This window comes from Piscinibacter gummiphilus (genome assembly GCF_032681285.1).
GTDB lineage: Bacteria > Pseudomonadota > Gammaproteobacteria > Burkholderiales > Burkholderiaceae_C > Rhizobacter > Rhizobacter gummiphilus_A.
The window spans coordinates 5,303,772-5,321,603 of sequence record NZ_CP136336.1 but is presented as its reverse complement, the minus strand read 5'-3'; the positions used below and the strand labels follow the sequence as shown (position 1 = coordinate 5,321,603).

Annotated in this window: 20 protein-coding genes; 8 read left to right on the top strand and 12 right to left on the bottom strand. The window is 69.7% G+C overall.

The window, feature by feature from the left end:
* Nucleotides 1-2: 2 nt before the first annotated feature.
* From feoB to RXV79_RS25225, 6 genes are all read right to left on the bottom strand, one after another.
* Nucleotides 3-1,853 carry a ferrous iron transporter B gene (gene feoB / locus RXV79_RS25250; RefSeq protein WP_316700896.1) on the bottom strand — a complete coding sequence of 617 codons (1,851 nt, stop codon included), beginning with the start codon at nt 1,851-1,853 and terminating at the stop codon, nt 3-5.
* Nucleotides 1,850-2,101 carry a FeoA family protein gene (locus RXV79_RS25245; protein WP_296725614.1) on the bottom strand — a complete coding sequence of 84 codons (252 nt, stop codon included), beginning with the start codon at nt 2,099-2,101 and terminating at the stop codon, nt 1,850-1,852. The genes feoB and RXV79_RS25245 overlap by 4 nt, the downstream gene beginning before the upstream one ends.
* Nucleotides 2,102-2,181: 80 nt before the next feature.
* Nucleotides 2,182-2,571 carry a hypothetical protein gene (locus RXV79_RS25240; RefSeq protein ID WP_316700892.1) on the bottom strand — a complete coding sequence of 130 codons (390 nt, stop codon included), beginning with the start codon at nt 2,569-2,571 and terminating at the stop codon, nt 2,182-2,184.
* The gene (locus RXV79_RS25235) at nt 2,568-2,912 is read right to left on the bottom strand and encodes a YajG family lipoprotein (protein ID WP_316700890.1); all 345 of its coding nucleotides are present in this window, start codon (nt 2,910-2,912) and stop codon (nt 2,568-2,570) included. The genes RXV79_RS25240 and RXV79_RS25235 overlap by 4 nt, the downstream gene beginning before the upstream one ends.
* A gap of 57 nt (nt 2,913-2,969) precedes the next feature.
* Nucleotides 2,970-4,328: a DNA repair protein RadA gene (gene radA / locus RXV79_RS25230; RefSeq protein WP_316700888.1), complete on the bottom strand. Its 1,359-nt coding sequence runs from the start codon at nt 4,326-4,328 to the stop codon at nt 2,970-2,972.
* The gene (locus RXV79_RS25225) at nt 4,325-4,648 is read right to left on the bottom strand and encodes a DUF2917 domain-containing protein (RefSeq protein WP_316700887.1); all 324 of its coding nucleotides are present in this window, start codon (nt 4,646-4,648) and stop codon (nt 4,325-4,327) included. The genes radA and RXV79_RS25225 overlap by 4 nt, the downstream gene beginning before the upstream one ends.
* Before the next feature lie 171 nt (nt 4,649-4,819).
* Between RXV79_RS25225 and RXV79_RS25220 the strand changes: the two genes are divergently transcribed.
* The 3 genes from RXV79_RS25220 to RXV79_RS25210 all read left to right on the top strand — a co-directional run bounded on the left by RXV79_RS25220 (nt 4,820) and on the right by RXV79_RS25210 (nt 8,277).
* On the top strand, nt 4,820-6,274 hold the full coding sequence (locus tag RXV79_RS25220) for an aminotransferase-like domain-containing protein (protein WP_316700885.1): 1,455 nt from the start codon (nt 4,820-4,822) through the stop codon (nt 6,272-6,274).
* 21 nt (nt 6,275-6,295) lie between these two features.
* Nucleotides 6,296-6,925 carry a LysE family transporter gene (locus RXV79_RS25215; RefSeq protein WP_316700884.1) on the top strand — a complete coding sequence of 210 codons (630 nt, stop codon included), beginning with the start codon at nt 6,296-6,298 and terminating at the stop codon, nt 6,923-6,925.
* 95 nt (nt 6,926-7,020) lie between these two features.
* Nucleotides 7,021-8,277: an HD-GYP domain-containing protein gene (locus RXV79_RS25210; RefSeq protein WP_316700883.1), complete on the top strand. Its 1,257-nt coding sequence runs from the start codon at nt 7,021-7,023 to the stop codon at nt 8,275-8,277.
* Between the two features lie 43 nt (nt 8,278-8,320).
* Here the strand turns inward: RXV79_RS25210 and arfB are convergent, their stop codons facing one another.
* The 3 genes from arfB to alr are packed head-to-tail and all read right to left on the bottom strand — an operon-like array spanning nt 8,321 to nt 10,496.
* Entirely contained in the window at nt 8,321-8,722 is a 402-nt protein-coding gene (gene arfB / locus RXV79_RS25205; protein WP_316700882.1) for an alternative ribosome rescue aminoacyl-tRNA hydrolase ArfB, read from the bottom strand.
* Nucleotides 8,722-9,390 (bottom strand): hypothetical protein, encoded by a 669-nt coding sequence (locus RXV79_RS25200; RefSeq protein ID WP_316700881.1) that lies wholly within the window; start codon nt 9,388-9,390, stop codon nt 8,722-8,724. Before RXV79_RS25200 ends, arfB begins: the two co-directional genes overlap by 1 nt.
* A complete protein-coding gene (alr, locus tag RXV79_RS25195) occupies nt 9,387-10,496 on the bottom strand; it encodes an alanine racemase (protein ID WP_316700880.1) in 1,110 nt (369 codons plus the stop codon). Before alr ends, RXV79_RS25200 begins: the two co-directional genes overlap by 4 nt.
* Nucleotides 10,497-10,605: 109 nt before the next feature.
* On the opposite strand from alr, the gene lplT reads away from it, so the two are divergent.
* Complete coding sequence (gene lplT / locus RXV79_RS25190) at nt 10,606-11,883, top strand: lysophospholipid transporter LplT (RefSeq protein WP_316700879.1); 1,278 nt, start codon at nt 10,606-10,608, stop codon at nt 11,881-11,883.
* 5 nt (nt 11,884-11,888) lie between these two features.
* Nucleotides 11,889-12,776 (top strand): DMT family transporter, encoded by an 888-nt coding sequence (locus RXV79_RS25185; RefSeq protein WP_316700878.1) that lies wholly within the window; start codon nt 11,889-11,891, stop codon nt 12,774-12,776.
* A gap of 1 nt (nt 12,777) precedes the next feature.
* On the opposite strand, the gene RXV79_RS25180 is transcribed toward RXV79_RS25185, so the two are convergent.
* Nucleotides 12,778-13,569 (bottom strand): response regulator, encoded by a 792-nt coding sequence (locus RXV79_RS25180; RefSeq protein WP_316700877.1) that lies wholly within the window; start codon nt 13,567-13,569, stop codon nt 12,778-12,780.
* A 128-nt stretch (nt 13,570-13,697) separates the two neighbouring features.
* On the opposite strand from RXV79_RS25180, the gene RXV79_RS25175 reads away from it, so the two are divergent.
* A complete protein-coding gene (locus RXV79_RS25175) occupies nt 13,698-14,183 on the top strand; it encodes a glutathione peroxidase (protein ID WP_316700876.1) in 486 nt (161 codons plus the stop codon).
* 3 nt (nt 14,184-14,186) lie between these two features.
* On the opposite strand, the gene RXV79_RS25170 is transcribed toward RXV79_RS25175, so the two are convergent.
* Nucleotides 14,187-14,852 (bottom strand): Crp/Fnr family transcriptional regulator, encoded by a 666-nt coding sequence (locus tag RXV79_RS25170; RefSeq protein WP_316700874.1) that lies wholly within the window; start codon nt 14,850-14,852, stop codon nt 14,187-14,189.
* Nucleotides 14,853-14,910: 58 nt separating this feature from the next.
* Here RXV79_RS25170 and RXV79_RS25165 point away from each other — a divergent pair, with 58 nt between their 5' ends.
* Both RXV79_RS25165 and RXV79_RS25160 read left to right on the top strand, forming a co-directional pair.
* Nucleotides 14,911-15,993 (top strand): DUF2332 domain-containing protein, encoded by a 1,083-nt coding sequence (locus RXV79_RS25165; protein ID WP_316700873.1) that lies wholly within the window; start codon nt 14,911-14,913, stop codon nt 15,991-15,993.
* A gap of 51 nt (nt 15,994-16,044) precedes the next feature.
* The gene (locus RXV79_RS25160; protein WP_316700872.1) at nt 16,045-17,241 is read left to right on the top strand and encodes an amino acid aminotransferase; all 1,197 of its coding nucleotides are present in this window, start codon (nt 16,045-16,047) and stop codon (nt 17,239-17,241) included.
* Nucleotides 17,242-17,267: 26 nt separating this feature from the next.
* On the opposite strand, the gene RXV79_RS25155 is transcribed toward RXV79_RS25160, so the two are convergent.
* Nucleotides 17,268-17,672 carry a hypothetical protein gene (locus RXV79_RS25155; protein WP_316700871.1) on the bottom strand — a complete coding sequence of 135 codons (405 nt, stop codon included), beginning with the start codon at nt 17,670-17,672 and terminating at the stop codon, nt 17,268-17,270.
* Nucleotides 17,673-17,832: the final 160 nt, after the last annotated feature.

The window sequence follows — 17,832 nt, the reverse complement described above, 5'->3', positions numbered from 1 at the left end:
GTTCAGCTCCCCAGCCACAGGGCCACGCGGTAGGTGACGAACGAGGCCGCGTAGGCCAGGGCAAACAGATACGCCGCCATCAGCAGCGGGTAGCGCCACGAGTTGGTCTCGCGCTTGACCACCGCCAGGGTCGACAGGCACTGCGGCGCGAACACGAACCAGGCGATCAGCGAATACGCCGTGGCCAGCGACCACTGCTGGGCGATCACCGGCAGCAGTGCATCGGCCACCTCACCGCCGCCCGACAGGGCGTAGACGGTGCCGAGCGCCCCCACCGCGACTTCGCGCGCGGCCAGGCCCGGCACGAGGGCGATCGAGATCTGCCAGTTGAAGCCGATGGGCGCAAACACATGCTGCAGCAGCTGGCCCAACTGACCGGCCAGGCTGTACTGGATGGCCGCACCCGTCGCTCCGTCGGGCGGCGCCGGGTAGGTGGACAGGAACCACAGCAGCACGGTGAGCGAGAAGATGATCGTGCCGACCCGCGTGATGAAGATGCGGGCCCGTTCCCAGAGGCCGATCGCGAGGTTGCGCAGGCCCGGCCAGCGGTAGGGCGGCAGCTCCAGCATCAGCGGCTGGTAGCTGGATTTGGTCCACACCCGCTTGAGCGCCCAGGCCACCACCATCGCCGACAGCACGCCCGCCACGTAGAGCCCGAAAAGCGTGAGCCCCTGCAGGTTGAACGGGCCGATGTGGCGCTCGGGGATGAAGGCGCTGATGAGCAGTGCGTAGACCGGCAGCCGCGCCGAGCAGGTCATCAGCGGTGCCACCATGATGGTCGCTAGCCGGTCGCGCCAGTTGGGGATGGTGCGCGTGGCCATGATCCCGGGGATCGCACACGCGAAGCTGGAGAGCAGCGGGATGAACGCCCGCCCCGAGAGCCCCACCTTGCCCATCACCGTGTCGAGCAGGAAAGCGGCACGCGGCAGGTAGCCCGAGTCCTCGAGGAGGAGGATGAAGAAGAAGAGGATCAGGATCTGCGGCAGGAACACCAGCACGCCGCCTGCCCCGGCGATCACGCCGTCGACGAGCAGGCTGCGCAGCGGCCCGTCGGCCATGTGCGTGGTGAGCCACGCGCCGGCCGCTTCGGTGGCGGCCTTGATGGCGTCCATCGGCAGCGCGGCCCAGGAGAACACTGCCTGGAACATCAGGAACAGCAAGAGCGCGAGCAAGGCGAGACCGGCCACCGGGTGCATCACCACCGCGTCGAGCCGGTGGTTGAAGCGCTTGAACTGCATCGCCGTGGGCGCGGCCACGGCGAGGATGCGCCGCACCTCGCGCTGCAGCTCGATCGGGCTCGGCGCTTCGCTGGTGACGGCCGGTGCCGTGGGCCATTGCGACTGCTGTTCGAGCTGGGCCAGCAGGGCGGCGTGGCCCTGGCTCTGCACCGCCACCGTCTCCACCACCGGCATGCCCAGCTCGGCGCTCAGGCGCGCCACGTCGATCTGCAGGCCGCGCGCGCGGGCCACGTCGGCCATGTTGAGCGAGAGCAGCATCGGCCGGCCCAGGCGCTTGAGTTCGAGCACCAGGCGCAGGTTCATCGGCAGGTTGGTCGCGTCGACCACGGCGACGATGGCATCGGGCGCCGCTTCGTCGGCGCGCCGGCCGAGCACCACGTCGCGCGTCACCGCTTCATCGGGCGTCGATGGCGTCAGGCTGTAGGCGCCGGGCAGGTCGACCACCGAGACGGTGCGGCCGCTCTTCAGCGTGGCGGTGCCGACCTTGCGCTCGACCGTCACGCCCGCGTAGTTGGCGACCTTCTGGCGGGCGCCGGTGAGCAGGTTGAAGAGCGCGGTCTTGCCGCAGTTCGGGTTGCCGACCAGCGCGACCTTCAGCGCCGTGGTGTTGCTCATGGCGCCGCAACCTCCACGCACTGCGCTTCGACCAGGCGCAAGGCGAACAGTGTCTCGCCGATCTGCACGGCCAGGGGCTCACGGCCACCCGGCCCCCGGCGCAGCACCTCCACCGGCTCGCCCGGCAGGAAGCCCAGCTCGGCCAGGCGGCGCAGCATCGCGTCATCGGCTTGCGGGGCGTGTGCGCTCAAGGCCGTGACGGTGCTGCGGGCCCCGTTGGGCAGGTCGGACAGGCGGGGAGAAGACATCACGGCATCCGCGGGAAAGCGAGATGCAAATGATAATCGATCTTATCTAGATTGAGGGGGCGGGGCCTTGCCCCCGGGGCTTACCGCCGCGTCGAGCCGCCGTCCTGGGTGGGGGCGGGCGCCTTGCGCGGGTAGGCCGTCGCTTCGATCCGTGTCGTGTAGAGCGTCCCGACGGCGGCCCATTGCCACGACTCGGTGACGGTGACGTCGCTCAGCAGGTCGTCGCCGGCTTGGCGAAGCAAATCGTTGTAGGCCGTTTGATAGCGATTGTTGATGGCGATCGGAATGAACAGCAGCAACTGGAAGCCGGTGGCTTCGCCCACGATGCGGCGGCCCTTGTAGGCGTCGATCTGCGCCCGGTCGGTCACGGTCCGCTTGGACAGGTCGAGCGGCATGCCCTGGCACCCCACCAGCAGCGCGCCGGCCAGCACCGCGCTCGCGAGACGTCGGACGACTCGGAGCGTCGTCATGCGACCTCCTTGACGGCGTCGCCGGTGATGGTGGTGCAGCGCATCGTCACGAGCAGCAGCCACTGCCAGTCTTCGACGATGTCCACGTTCACGAGGCTGGTGGCGCCCGGCACGCTGGCCAGGGCCTCCTGATAGGCCCGTTCGACACGGCTGTTCAGGCCCAGCGGGGCGACGTAGAAAAGGGTCGCCAGGAAGCCCAGCGAGCCGCAGGCCTTGCCTTCGGCCCGGCCGAGCACCTGGTACTTGGCCGGTGGCATCGGGGCGATGGTGATCGGGGTCGAAGCGCAGCCGGCCAGCTGGCTGGCAACCAGAACGGCCGCGGCAAGGCGGGTGATCGTCATGCTTTCTCCGTCGTCAGCGGTGTGGGCGGCGATTCTGCCGCGCCGGTGAGCCGGCCATCAGAGGGTCCGCACCAAGTCGAGGGCCTGCTCGATGCGCTCGACCGCGTGCACGGTGAGCCCCTCGATCGGCTTCTTCGGCGCATTGGCCTTGGGCACGATGGCCACGCTGAAGCCGAGCTTGGCGGCTTCCTTCAGCCGCTCCTGCCCGCGCGGTGCCGGGCGCACCTCGCCGGCCAGGCCCACTTCGCCGAAGGTGATGAAGCCGCGCGGCAGCGGCTTGCCGCGCAGGCTGCTCTGGATGGCCAGCATCACCGCGAGGTCGGCGGCCGGCTCGCTGATGCGCACGCCGCCCACCGCGTTGACGAAGACGTCCTGGTCCATGAAGGCGACACCCGCATGGCGGTGCATCACCGCCAGCATCATCGCCAGGCGGTCGCGGTCGAGGCCGACCGAGAGGCGGCGCGGGCTGGGCCCACCGGAGTCGACCAACGCCTGGATCTCCACCAGCATCGGCCGCGTGCCTTCCAGCGTGACGAGCACGCACGAGCCCGCCACCGGCTCGCCGTGCGTCGACAAGAAGATCGCGCTCGGGTTCGCCACGCCCTTCAGGCCCTTTTCCGTCATCGCGAACACGCCGATCTCATTGACCGCGCCGAAGCGGTTCTTGATGGCGCGCACCAGGCGGAAGCTCGAATGCGTGTCGCCCTCGAAATACAGCACCGTGTCGACGATGTGCTCCAGCACGCGCGGGCCGGCGAGCGCGCCTTCCTTCGTGACGTGGCCCACCAGCACGATGGCCGTGCCACTGCTCTTGGCGATGCGCACCAGTTGCGCCGCACATTCACGCACCTGCGCCACCGAGCCGGGGGCCGAGGTGAGCTCCTCGCTGTACATGGTCTGGATCGAGTCGATCACGCAGACGGTGGGCTGCTCGGCTTCCAGCGTGGCGCTGATCTTCTCGAGGTTGATCTCGGCGACCACGCGCACCTGCGAGCCGTCGAGCCCGAGGCGGCGCGAGCGCAGGGCGACTTGCGCGCCCGACTCCTCGCCCGTCACGTACAACGTCGGCACGGTCTGCGAAAGCGCATCGAGCGCCTGCAGCAGCAGCGTCGACTTGCCGATGCCAGGGTCGCCGCCGATCAGCACCACGCCACCGGCAACGATGCCGCCGCCGAGCACGCGGTCGAGCTCCTCGATGCCCGTGGCCCGCCGGTCGACGTCGGTCGCCTCGATCTCCGACAGCGTGGCCACCGGCTGCGGCGCGGCCAGCGACTGGAAGCGGTGCTGCTTGGATGTGCCCTCGGCCACGCCTTCGACCAGCGTGTTCCAGGCATTGCAATGCGGGCACTTGCCCAGCCACTTGGGGCTCGTGCCCCCGCATTCGCTACAGGTATAGACGGATTTGGTTTTGCTCACCCGGGCACTGTAGCCGCCCGGGTGGCTCGCCTCGTGAGCCTGCGAAGGCCTCGTCGCAGCCATTGCCCGAAGCGCTGGTGCCACGCCGCATCGCGCTCGAAGCGCAGCCAGACCTCGTGGTCGGCCTGGATCAGCGTGCGCCGCTCGCGCCGCAGCTCGAAGCACTCGCCGTGGTACAGGAAATGGTCTTCCAGGTCGCCGTGCTGGGTGATCCAGACACGCCCGCCGCCGACCACGCGCATCCGTGCCGGGGCTTGTTGCCAGGCGAGCACCTCGCCGGCATGCAGGCGAAGGGTGACGGGGGGTGTGAAGCGGACCATGGCGTTTCTCCTGTCTCGTGGGCATTCAGTGTGCGCAGCCGCGTGGCGCGCCGCCATATCCAGCGCTGCACGAACTTCGGCAGCACAGATGTCACGCCGGGCATCTGTATTGGTGACAACTGGAGGGCTCTGTATCTGTCACGGCACAGGCTCCGTCGTCAGAATGGCCCCATGAACGCGCCCGCCGACTCTGGATTGCCGCTCTACACCCGCGTGGCGGGTGAGCTGGCGCAGGCCATCCAGGCCGGCAGCCTGCGCCCCGGCGACCGGCTGCCCTCCGTGCGGATGTTGTGCCAGCAACATGGCGTGAGTGCCTCCACCGTGACGCAGGCCTATCGTTGGCTGGAGAACCAGCGCCTGGTCGAAGCACGACCGAAGTCGGGCTACTTCGTGGCGGCCCGCCACGCGCCACTGCCTGAACCCGAGCTCGACACCCGCATGAGCCGCGCCGGCTTCGTGACGCCCGACGACCTCACGCGCCAGTTCCTCTTCGGCAACGACGACCCGGATGCCGCGCCCTCGTTCTGCCCCTTGCCGGCGCGCGAGATCCTGCCCGAGGCCAAGCTGCGCCAGCTCACCGCCAAGCTCAACCGCCTGCACCCGGAATACGCCTCGCGCTACAGCATCACCGGCAGCTTGAACCTGCGCCAGGAGATCGCCCGCCGCAGCGTGAGCGCCGGTGTGCGCCTGCGGCCGGAGGAGATCATCCTCACCAACGGCGGCAGCGAGGCCGTCTTCCTCGCGCTGCGCTCGGCCGCGCAGGCCGGCGACACGGTGGCGCTCGAATCGCCCACCTACTGGATGCTGCTGGAGATCATCCGCACGTTGGGCATGAAGTCGATCGAGATCCCCACGCATCCGCGCGAAGGCATCTCGGTCGAAGCGCTCGATCTCGCGACACAACGTCCCGGCGCCGTGCAGGCCTGCGTGGTGGTGCCCAACTTCCACAACCCGCTGGGCAGCCTGATGCCGCTGGCCAACAAGCGCCGGCTCGTCGCGCTCGCACGCGAGCGTGGTTTCACGCTGATCGAGACCGACATCTACGGCGAGACCTATTTCGGCGACGAGCGCCCGCCGGTGCTCAAGGCCTTCGACACGCACGACGACGTGATCCTCTGCTCCGCCTTCACGAAAACGGTGGCGCCGGGCTATCGCGTCGGCTGGATCGCGCCCGGCCGCCATTTCAAGACGGCGCAGTCGCACAAGTTCCACACCTCCATCACCGGCGCGATGCTGCCGCAGGAGGTGATCGCCGAGTTCATCCGCGACGGCGGCTACGACCACCACATGCGCAAGCTGCGCGCGTCGCTCAAGCAGCAGTGCGCGCAGATGGTCGATGCGGTGACGCGCCTCTTCCCCGATGGCTGCCGCCTGAGCGTGCCGCAGGGCGGGCTGATGCTGTGGATCGAGATGCCCCGGAGCGTCGACTCGCGCAAGGTCTTCGAGCGGGCGCGCCACGAGCACATCGGCTGCGCGCCCGGTGCGACCTTCAGCAACAGCACCCGTTTCAACCACTTCCTGCGCCTGCACTACGGCGAGCCCTGGTCGGCTCGCCACGAGGCGCACATCCGCCGCCTCGGCCAGATCGTGGCCGAAGAGGCCGAACGTGGCCGTGCCGCCGCCTGACCTTCATCGAAAGACCTTCACATGGAACTGAGCACCTGGCTCGCCTTCTTCGCCGCCTCGTGGGCCATCAGCATCTCGCCCGGCGCGGGCGCGGTGGCCGCCATGAGCGCCGGCCTCAACCACGGCTTTGCGCGCGGCTACTTCATGACGCTCGGCCTCGTGCTTGGCATCTGGACGCAGGTGCTGGTGGTCGGGCTCGGCCTGGGCGCGCTGATTGCGACGTCGAGCCTCGCGTTTGCCATCGTCAAATGGCTGGGTGTCGCCTACCTCGTGTACCTGGGCATCAAGCAGTGGCGTGCGCCGGCCGAGCCGATGGTGGCCGAGGTCGACGGTGGTGCCGGCCTCGTGCCGCGCCGCACCCTGGTGCTGCGCGGCTGGATGGTGAACGCGGTGAACCCCAAGGGCACGGTCTTCCTGCTGGCCGTGGTGCCGCAGTTCCTCGACCTGGCCCGGCCGCTCGCCGGCCAGTACGCGGTGATCGCCGCCACCCTCGGCTTCACCGACCTGGTGGTGATGGGTGTGTACACGCTCCTCGCGGCGCGGGTGCTGCGCCTGCTGAAGTCGGCGCGGCAGTTGCGCCTGATGAACCGCACCTTCGGCAGTCTCTTCGTCGCCGCCGGTGGCCTGCTCGCGTTCTTCAAACGCGCCTAGACACGACTGGTCACAACCTCGGCTCCGATCACCATCAAGCGGGGCGGGCGTTCAGCCGACAACAAACCGTAGCCACGGCCTGTCGGAGCTTGCCCATGAACGCACCCGCCTCTTCACCTGCCTTCCAGACCGCCAACCCGCACGCGCTGGCCGTCATCCTCGACGCGGCGCAGACCCGCTCGATCATTGCCTCGCGCGACATCTTCGACATCTCCGGCACCAAGCTCTGGGCGCGCGACCAGCCGGTGTCGCAGGCACTGCAGCGCAAGCTGATGGACCGCCAGCTGCGCCACCCGCTCGAAGCCTGCCTGCTGGCCGAAGACGGCGTGACGGCGCATGCGCTGGTGCACTCGCTCGAAACGCTGCTCTCGCGCGACGGCGGTCTCACGCCGCTCCTCATGCCGCACGCGACCAAGCTGCTGCGCGAAGCGCCGCACCTGCCGCTGCACCCGGTGGCGCAACTGCTGCTCACCGCCAGCCAGGCCTCGCGCCCCGAAGCCTTCGAGCACGCCGTCGAAGCGATGGCCCTCAACGGCGCCCTCGCCATTGCCCACGACGCAAGCCGCGGCGACGTGCGCCTGGCCATGCTCGGTGGCCTGCTGCATGACCTGGGCGAGATGTACATCGCCCCCGAGCACGGCGAGGCCGACGTCGAGCACATGCTCAAGTTCGAGAGCTACCAGCACCTGGTGGTGCACCCGCACGTCGGCAAGCTCCTGCTGCAGCAGCTCACCGACTACCCGCCCATCGTGGCGCGTGCCGTCGCCGAGCACCACGAGCGGCTCGACGGCTCGGGCTATCCGCATTGCCTGCAGCGCGAACAACTCTCGCCGCAGGGTCGCCAGCTTGCCGTCACCGAAGCGGTGCTTGCCGTGCTGCGCAGCGAGTGCCCCGAGCTCGCCCGCGCGAGCGTCGCGCTGCGCGTGGTGCCCGGCGAGTTCGACCTGAGCGTGGTCGGCCCCATCGCACAGGCGGCGCGCCAGCAGCCGCTCCCGGCGTCGTCGCTCACGCCCGACGAGATGCGTGTGCGCCTGTCGCTGCTCGACGCGGCACTGCACACCGCGCACGCCGGCATCGTGGCGCTGGCGTCGACTGCGAGATCGCAGGCCCTGATGGATGCGCTGACGCTGTCGCAAGCCCTGCTGGCCCGCCTGCGCAAGGGCTGGGCCGCGAGCGGGCTGTGGAGCGGTGGCGAGCTGGCGGTGCAAGACGCTGCCGAGATCGAAGCGGTGGAGCAGGAGCTGCTGTTCCGCCTGCGCGCGATCCGCAGCGCGACGCTGCTGCGCGCCGGCAAGCTGCCGGCGGGTGATCTGCAAAGTCTGATGGTCCTCGGGGAACAACTCGGGGCCTGACCGTTCAGGGCACGGCGCATCAGGCCCACACGGTGACCGGACACTAGCCGTCGTGTGGCTTGGTGCGCCCTGCCTTGAGCAGGCTGCGCTGGCCCTTGGTCTGCAGGCGCCGCTGCTTGGAGGCGAAGGTCGGCTTGGTCGGCTTGCGCGGGCGCGGCGGCGTGGCCACGCTGTCGACCAGCTCCTGCAGGCGCTGCAAGGCCTCTTCGCGATTGGCCTCGCGGCTGCGCGAGGTCTGGGCCTTGATGACGACCACGCCCTCGTCGGTGATGCGGTGGTCGCGCAAGGCCAGCATGCGCTCCTTCACCGGCTCGGGCAGCGATGAGGCGCGGATGTCGAAGCGCAGGTGTACCGCGCTCGACACCTTGTTGACGTTCTGCCCACCCGCGCCTTGCGCGCGGATCGCGGTGATCTCCACCTCGGCCGGGTTGAGGTGAACTCTCATCAGCGCCACAGCTGCGCGATGGACACCAGGCCCGGCTGCCACTCGCGAAGGCCCCAGCCGAGCGCCGCACTCGCGAGCACCATCAGCACGCCGATCAGCCAGGTCTTGGCCAGGATGTGCACGAAGGCCTCGTCTTCCGACTTCGGGCGCAGCACCCGGCGTGCGATCAGCGTGCCGAAGACGAACTGCACCGCCACCTCGGCCAGCAGGCCGGCCAGGCCGTCGACGAGCATCACCGGCAGGAGCCCGGTGACGATGAGCAGGCCCAGCAGCATCAGCATGAGGGCAGGGATGAGCAGCAGCAAGCCGGCCTCGTCGAAGCTCAGCAAGTCGGCCGCGCTGCCGAGCACGTCGCCCCAGTCGAAGGATTTCTGCGCGGCCTCGCTGCGCCGCACCGGCGCGACGGGGGCGACACGTTCGCCGAGCGTCGGGTCGACGCGCACCGAGGCGGCGAAATGCTTGAGCCACACCTGCACGCCGAGCACTAGGCCGAGCGCGTACATCAGGAGCGCGCTCATCGCGTAGCGCGCGGCGGGCAGGGTGACGTCGAACACGTGCAGCAGCGTCCAGCTGCTGGCCAGGCCGACCAGCAGGCACCACGTCGTCAACAACCACCCATGCCAGCGCAAGCGGCGCCGTGTGCGCGGGTGCAGCTCGCGAAGGCTCATGCAGCGTGAATGGGCACCCGCGGCGCCACGGCGCACATCAACTCATAGCCGATGGTGCCCGCCGCCTGCGCCACCTCGTCGATCGGCAGTTGCGCGCCGTGCGGGCCGCGGCCCCACAGCGTGACTTCGCTGCCAAGCGCGGCCTCGCGCACCGGCGTCAGGTCGACGGCCAGCATGTCCATCGACACACGGCCCACGGTGCGCGTGCGCACGCCGTTCACCAGCACTGGCGTGCCGGTGCCCGCATGGCGCGGGTAGCCATCGGCATACCCACAGGCCACGATGCCGATGCGCATCGGCTGGTCGGCCGTGAAGCTGCTGCCGTAGCCCACCGAGTCGCCTGCCTGCAACTGCTGCGTGCCGATCAGGCGCGAGCGCAGCGTCATCGTGGGCTGCAGGTCCCACTGCGCGATGCTGTGCTGCGGGAAGTCGGGCGACGAGCCGTAGAGCATGATCCCCGGGCGCACCCAGTCGCCGCGGACGCCGGCCCGGTCGGGTGCATAGCGGAGCGTTGCCGCGCTGTTGCTGAGCGAGCGTTCACCGGCCAGGTCGTGCGTGGCGGCCTCGAAGGTCTCGATCTGGTGGGCGATGCCGCGCTTCGACGCCGGGTCGGCATCGGCGTCCGACAGGTGCGTCATCAGCGTGATCTCGTCCACCTGCGTCAGGCCCGAGAGCCGCTGCCAGGCGTTGCGGAAGGCGGACGGCGTGAAGCCGAGCCGGTTCATGCCGCTGTTCATCTTCAGGTAGACGTGGTGCGGCCAGGTGGTCTTGTGCGTGGCGAGCCAATCGATCTGCGCCTCGTGGTGCACCACATGCCAGAGGTTCAGGCGCGAGCAGAGTTCGAGGTCGCGCGCTTCGAAGCAGCCTTCGAGCAGCAGGATCGGCCCGCGCCAGCCCAGCGCCCGGACGCGTTCGGCCTCGGCGAGGTCGAGCAGCGCGAAGCCGTCGGCCGCTTGCAGGCCCGGGTAGGCGCGCTCGATGCCGTGGCCGTAGGCATTCGCTTTCACCACCGCCCAAACCTTCGCGTCGGGCGCGTGGCGGCGCGCGGTGCCCAGGTTGTGGGCCAGCGCGTCGGCGTGAACCAGGGCTTCAATGGGGCGCGGCATGGCGGGGATTCTGCCAGCGGGCCCTGTCGTGCCTGCGTGCTATAACCCCGCCGCACCCCACGCGGCCCCTCGCAGTACGACTCCGCAGTACGACCTGTTTCCCCGCCGAATGAAAAAAGGCTTCTACACGATCATGTCGGCGCAGTTCTTCAGCTCGCTGGCTGATAACGCGCTCTTCGTCGCCGCCGTCGAACTGCTCAGAACCTCCGGTCAGCCCGAGTGGCAGCGTGCCGCCCTGGTGCCAATGTTCGCGTTGTTCTACGTGATCCTCGCCCCGCTGGTGGGGGCCTTCGCCGATGCGGTACCGAAAGGCCGGGTGATGTTCGTCTCGAACCTCATCAAGGTGGTGGGCTGCCTGATGATGCTCTTCGGCACCCACCCGCTGCTCGCCTACGCCATCGTCGGCCTCGGCGCGGCGGCCTACTCGCCGGCCAAGTACGGCATCCTCACCGAGCTGCTGCCCAACTCGCAGCTGGTCAAGGCCAACGGCTGGATCGAGGGCCTCACCATCGCCTCCATCATCCTCGGCGTGCTGCTGGGCGGGCAGCTGGTGGGGCAGGCGGTGTCGCGCATGATGCTCGGCATCGACGTGCCGATGATCGACACCGGCATCGACACCGCGCCCGAGGCGGCCATCTCGGCGCTGATCGTGCTCTATGCCATCGCGGCGCTCTTCAACCTCAAGATCCCGCGCACCGAAGCCCCGCTGCAGCCGATGACCGGCAACGTCGTCACGTTGGTGCGCGACTTCTCCAGCTGCAATGCGCGCCTCTGGGGCGACAAGCTGGGCCAGATCTCGCTGGCCACGACCACGCTGATCTGGGGCGTGTCGGGCAACTTCCGCTACATCGTGCTCGCCTGGGCCGCCGCGGCCCTCGGCTACGGCACCACGCAGGCCTCGGCACTCGTCGGCGTGGTCGCGATCGGCACCGCGGTTGGCGCGGTGGTGGCCTCGATGCGCATGCGCCTCGACCAGGCCACCAAGGTGATCCCGATGGGCATCGCGATGGGCTTGCTCGTGATCGCGATGAACTTCATCAGCAACGTCTGGACGGCCGCACCCTTCCTGCTGGTGCTGGGCGCCATCGGCGGCTTCATGGTGGTGCCGATGAACGCGCTCCTGCAGCACCGCGGCCACAACCTCATGGGCGCCGGCCGCTCGATTGCCGTGCAGAACTTCAACGAGCAGGCCTGCATCCTCGCGCTCGGCGCGTTCTACACCGGCATGACGAAATTCGGCCTGTCGGCGTTTGCCGCCATCACCGCCTTCGGCCTCGTGGTGGCGGGTGCGATGTGGGTGATCGGGCGCTGGCACTCGACCAACTGCGTGCGCTTCAAGGACGAAGTCGACCACCTGCTCGCGCTGGCGCGCTCCGACAAGCACTGACCGCCATGCGGTCTTCGTCCCGGTTGTGGCCCGCGCTGGCCTTGATGGTCAACGCCTTCGTGTGGGGCGTGTCGTGGTGGCCGTTTCGCCAGCTTCAGTCAGCCGGCCTGCACCCGCTGTGGGCCACCGTGCTGGTGTACCTCGTGGCCGTGGCGGTGATCGTCATCGCCCGGCCGCACGCCTTCGGCCAGGTGCTGCGCCGGCCGGTGCTGTGGGTGCTGGTGTTCGCCTCGGGCAGCACGAATGCGGCCTTCAACTGGGGCGTGGCCATCGGCGACGTGGTGCGCGTGGTCCTGCTCTTCTACCTGATGCCGCTGTGGGTGGTGCTCCTCGCCCGCGTGCTGCTGCATGAGAAGCTCACCTGGCTTGCGGGGGCGCGGGTGTTGCTGGCGCTGGGTGGTGCGGCCATCGTGCTGTGGCCGGAAGGGGGCGGCTCGTTCCCGCTGCCGCGCTCGTTGCCCGACTGGCTTGGCGTGTGCGGCGGCTTCTCGTTCGCACTCAACAACGTGATGCTGCGCCGCGAGGCGGCGCAGCCCGAGGAGAGCCGGGCGCTGGCGATGTTCCTCGGCGGGGTGCTGGTGGCCGGCACGCTGGCCGCCACGCTCGCGACGCAGGGCCAGGTGGCGTGGCCGCCGGCCCCGGCGATGAGCTGGGTGCCGCTCGCACTGGTGCTCTCCGGCTTCTTCCTGCTCAGCAACGTGGCGCTGCAGTACGGTGCCGCGCGCCTGCCGGCCAACGTGGCTTCGGTGGTGATGCTGACCGAGGTCTTGTTCGCCTCGGTGTCGGCCCTGCTGCTGGGCGGCGGCAGCATGACCCCGGCGCTGGCCATGGGCGGCGGCCTGATCCTGCTGGCCGCACTGCTGTCGACACTCGACAGCCACAGCGCCCACTGACTCAGCCCGCCCGGGCGGGGTCGACCTGCCGCAGGGCCGCCATGAATTCTTCTTCCATCAGCGGCTTGGTGAGGTAGGCGTCGCAGCCGGCGAGGTCGCCGCGCACGCGGTCGGTCGAGCGGGTGCTGCCGGTCACGACGACCACCGCGGGCGCGATGTCGCCCGGGTGCGTGCGGCGCCGCTTCAGGTGCTGGCACACCGCCAGGCCGTCGAGCGGGCCTGCGCCGAGGTCGATGTCGACAAAGACGATGGAAAAGGGCTGGGTGTCGAGCAGGGCCAGCGCTTCGTCGGCGGTCTGCACCGCATGCACGCGGTAGCCCAGGCCCTGCAGCCGGGACTGCAGGAACTTGAGTGCGATGCGGCTGTCGTCGAGCACCAGCACGTCGAGCGCGGGCGGGCTGTCGTCGCTGCGCAGGGCGTCGGGCGACGACACCACCCAGTCGGTCAGCGGCGGCTCGTCGAGCAGCGCGAGGCGCGCTTCGAGTAGCAGGTCGAGCTCGCGCAGGAGGCGCTTGGGTTCGATGGGCCGCGGCAGGTGGGCCGCCGCACCCGCGGGCGGGTGCGAGCCGATGAAGATGGCGTCTTGCACCCGGTGGGCGTCGTTGACGGCGTTCAGCGCCGACGGGCTGTCGGCGTCGGCGATGACGAAGTCGCTTTCCACGAGCGAGCTGCCCTGCACGTAGGCGGGGGCGCGCTGCTGCTCCAGGCGGAACAGCGACGCCAGCGTGCTGCGCTCGAAGTCGCTGAAGCCTTGCAGCGCAACGGTGTAGCGCATGGGGATGCGCTGGGGCATGGGGACTTTCGGTCGTGGCGGTGGCCCATGTTCGGCGCCGGCCGAAGGGGCGTCAACCCTGCTCAGCGCCGGATGGGCGGCGGCGCTACGATCGGCACCCACATTTGTCACACCCGGCAGGAGGGTTCATGACCAGCGTTTACGACTTCGAGGCTGTTTCCATCGATGGCCAGCCCGCGCAGCTGTCCACCCAGCGCGGCAAGGTGCTGCTGATCGTGAACACGGCGAGCGCCTGCGGTTTCACGCCGCAGTTCGGCGGCCTCGAGAAGCTGTGGGAGCGCTACAAGGACAAGGGCCTGGTCGTCGTCGGCTTCCCCAGCAACGAGTTCGGCGGGCAGGACCCGGGCAGCAACGACGAGATCGCCTCCTTCTGCCAGCTCAACTACGGCGTGAGCTTCCCGATGATGGAGAAGGTGAAGGTCAATGGCGCCGACGCCCATCCGCTGTGGAAATGGCTCACGAGCGAGGCCCCGGGCATCCTCGGCACCAAGGGCATCAAGTGGAACTTCACCAAGTTCCTCGTCGGGAAAGACGGGCAGGTGATCAAGCGCTATGCGCCGAACGACGCGCCCGAGTCGATCACCAAAGACATCGAGGCCGCACTGGCGGCCTGATCGTCACGCGGGCACCCACAGCCCGCCATAGGCCACGCGCAGCCGCTTCTGCGCGGCAAGCTGCCGCACCAGCTCGTTGACCGTCTGGCGCGACAGGCTGGCCAGCGCCGCCAGTTCGGCCTGCGTGGTGCGGATGTGGCGCCAGCCCTGCGCATCGGGCGGTCCCGCACGGTCGGTGCGGGCCAATTGTTCGAGGGCCAGGCGCAGGCGTTCGTCGGCGCTGCGGTGGCGCGAGGCTTCGAGCAGGCGCAGCGTGCCGTGGTAGCGGCGCGCGTACTCTCGCATCAGCGCCCGCGCAAAGCCCGGCACCATGTCCATCAGGTACTCGTAGGCGGCCGACCCGAACGCCACGACGCGCGAGGCCTTGGCGCCGCCCTGCACCTCGAAGGTCGAGACTTCGCCGCTCGCGAACGACGACAGGCCGAAGAGCCGCCCCGGCGGCACGCGCTCGATCACCGAGGCTTCGCCGTCCACCGTCAGGAAGCGGATCTCCATCTCGCCGCTCGCCAGGCCGAAAAGTGCGGGCGTGGCGTCACCCTGGCGCAGCAGCACCTGGCTGCGGCCCACGCGGTGCAGGCGGCACAGCGGCAGCAGGCCGTGCCAGTGCGCATCGGTCAGCGTCAGCTCCGGGAGGCTCGTGCCCAGCACGCGGGCCACGTCGTCTTGCATGGACCCGATTGTCGGATGCCCGACATTTGAGCCGCAAGCCCGGGGCTACGCTGCGTGCATGGACCTCACCCCTGCCGACACCGGGCGCCTGGCCGCGCTGTTCCGCCACTTTGCGAACGTGGAGTGCCCCGAGGAGCCGCTCTACGAAGCGCTGTGCCGCATCGTGGCCGACGACCCCGCGCTGCTCGGCCTGCTGAGCGGCGCAAGCCCCGAGCAGCAACGCCCCAACCTCTGGCTGGCCGCGGTGCACGATTCGCTGCTGTCGGGTGTGACGCACCCGCTGGCCGCCTACTACCCGAGCTGCGGCGGTGACCGTGCGCCCGATGCGGCGCTGGCCAGCTGCGTGCGCGAATTCGCCGCGCAGCACGCGGCCGCGCTGCGCGAGTTGATGCGCACCCGCAGCACCCAGACCAACGAGATCGGCCGCTGCGCCGTGCTGTGGCCCGCACTGCATGCGCTCGCCGCCCGCAGCGGCCGCGCCGAGCTGGCCTTGCTCGACGTGGGCACCAGCGCCGGCCTCAACCTCGGGGTCGACGTCTACCGATACGACGCGGCCGACGCCCGCCCCGGTGTGCCGCTGCTGAGCTGCGAGTGGCAAGGCGAGCGACGCGCACCCACCACGCCGACACCGAAGCTCGTGCAGCGCCTCGGCCTCGACCCCGCCCCGGTCACGGTCGACGACGAGCGGGCGGTGCGCTGGCTGCGCGCCTGCCTGTGGCCGAGCGACACTGCCCGCGCCACCCGCTTCGAGCAGGCGGTGCAGATGGCCCGCGCGCGCCGCTGGCCGGTGCGCCGCGAGGCCGACTGCACCGCCGCCGTCGAGCCGTGGGTGGCCTCGCTCCCGTCCGGCGTGCGGCCGGTGATCTTCAACAGCTGGGTGCTGACCTACTTCGAGCGGCCGGCCTTGCAACGCCACATCGAGACGGTGACGGAGCTCGTGCGCCGCACCGGCGCCATGTGGCTCTCGGCCGAATCGAGCGCCTTACGGGTCGGCCCGGTCGAGCTGCCGCCGCCCCGGCCCGACCTGCCGAAAGCCCACAGCGTGTGGACCCTGTGCCACCGCGTTGGGGGCGAGCTGCGCTTCGAGGCGCTGGCCCGTTCCCACGCGCATGGCCGCTGGGCCGAGTGGGTGGGCGCATAGGCCCTTGCCGGAGCTGGCCGGATAATCGCCGCTCCCCTGCAGGAGCCTTCCATGTTCGAGCACGTCGACGCCTACGCTGGCGACCCCATCCTCACCCTCAACGAATCCTTCGGCAAGGACCCGCGGCCGAACAAGATCAACCTCTCCATCGGTATCTACTTCGACGACGCCGGCAACCTGCCGGTGATGAAGGCGGTGAAGACGGCCGAATCGGCCATGCTGCAGACCATCGGCGCACGCCCCTACCAGCCGATGGAAGGCGCGCCCAACTACCGCCAGGCGGTGCAGCACCTGCTCTTCGGCGCCGGCCATGAAGCGGTGAAGAGCGGCCGCATCGCGACCATCCAGACGCTGGGCGGCTCGGGCGGCCTGAAGGTCGGCGGCGACTTCCTCAAGCGCTACTTCCCGAAGAGCAACGTGTGGGTCAGCGACCCCACCTGGGACAACCACCGCGCCATGTTCGAAGGCGCCGGCTTCACGGTGAACACCTACCCGTACTACGACGCCAAGACCGGCGGCCTGCGCTTCCCCGAGATGCTGGCGGCCATCCAGGCGCTGCCCGAGCAGAGCATCGTGCTGCTGCACGCCTGCTGCCACAACCCGACGGGCGTGGACCTCTCGCACGCGCAGTGGGCCGAGCTGATCCCGGTGCTCAAGGCGCGCAAGCTGATCCCGTATGTCGACATCGCCTACCAGGGCTTCGGCGACGGCATCGACGAAGACGCCTGGGCCGTGCGCGCGCTCGCCGATGCGGGCGTGAGCTTCTTCTGCGCGAGCAGCTTCTCGAAGAGCTTCTCGCTCTATGGCGAGCGTTGCGGCGGCCTGAGCGTCGTGTGCCCCAGCAAGGCCGAAGCCGATCTGGTGCTCGGCCAGATGAAGGCCACCGTGCGCAAGAACTACAGCAGTCCGCCCACCCACGGCGGCCAGATCGTCGCGCGTGTGCTCGGCACGCCCGAGCTGCGCCAGCAGTGGGCCGACGAGCTCGATGCGATGCGCAAGCGCATCCAGGCCATGCGCCAGAAGCTGCACGCCGTCATCAGCGCGAAGCTCCCCGGTCGCAACTTCGACTACTTCATCACCCAGCGCGGCATGTTCAGCTACACCGGTCTCACGCCCGAGCAGGTCGACCGCCTGCGCGAAGAGCACGCGGTGTACCTCGTGCGCTCGGGCCGCATGTGCGTGGCGGGGCTCAACTCGTCGAACGTCGAGGCGACCGCGGTGGCGATGGCGGCCGTGCTGGCCGGCTGAGGCCTCGGATCAGGCCATGGCCTGTTTCAGGCGGGCCACGACAGCCCCACGATCCTGCTGATGCGCTCGTGGGCGACCGACAGGTAGTCGAGGCCGAACGCGAGGCGCCGCGCGCCGCTGCTGAGCGTCCAGCGCAGCACCACACGCTTGTCGTGCGTCAGCACGACGCGTGTGTGGGGCGCCTGGCTGAACACCATGCCGTAGCGCTTGCGCAGGTGGTTGAGGTACGCCTCGCGATCCAGCCCGTGGGGCGGCAGGCTGTTGCCGTAGACGCGCAGGCCCGGCGTGAAGAGCGATTCGACGCGCGCCCTCGTCGGCTCGAAGTGCACCAGCACGTAGTCGGCCACCACGCGGGCGATGTCCGGCGGCAAGGCCGGCTCGGCGGCGCCGGGCGGCGCTTCGGCGGGCGCGATGGAGCGAGCGGCTGACACGGGGATCCTCCTCGGCGGTCTGGTGCGTGCTCGACGCGGTGCGGGTTGAATGGCCGGCGAGCGCTGCCGGCGTGGGCCCTCCCTGAACCCTTGTTGTGAGGGCATGGTGCCGGCCGGGGTGCAGCTTGTCGATTACCTGGCAGGTAAACCTCCGGCCGCC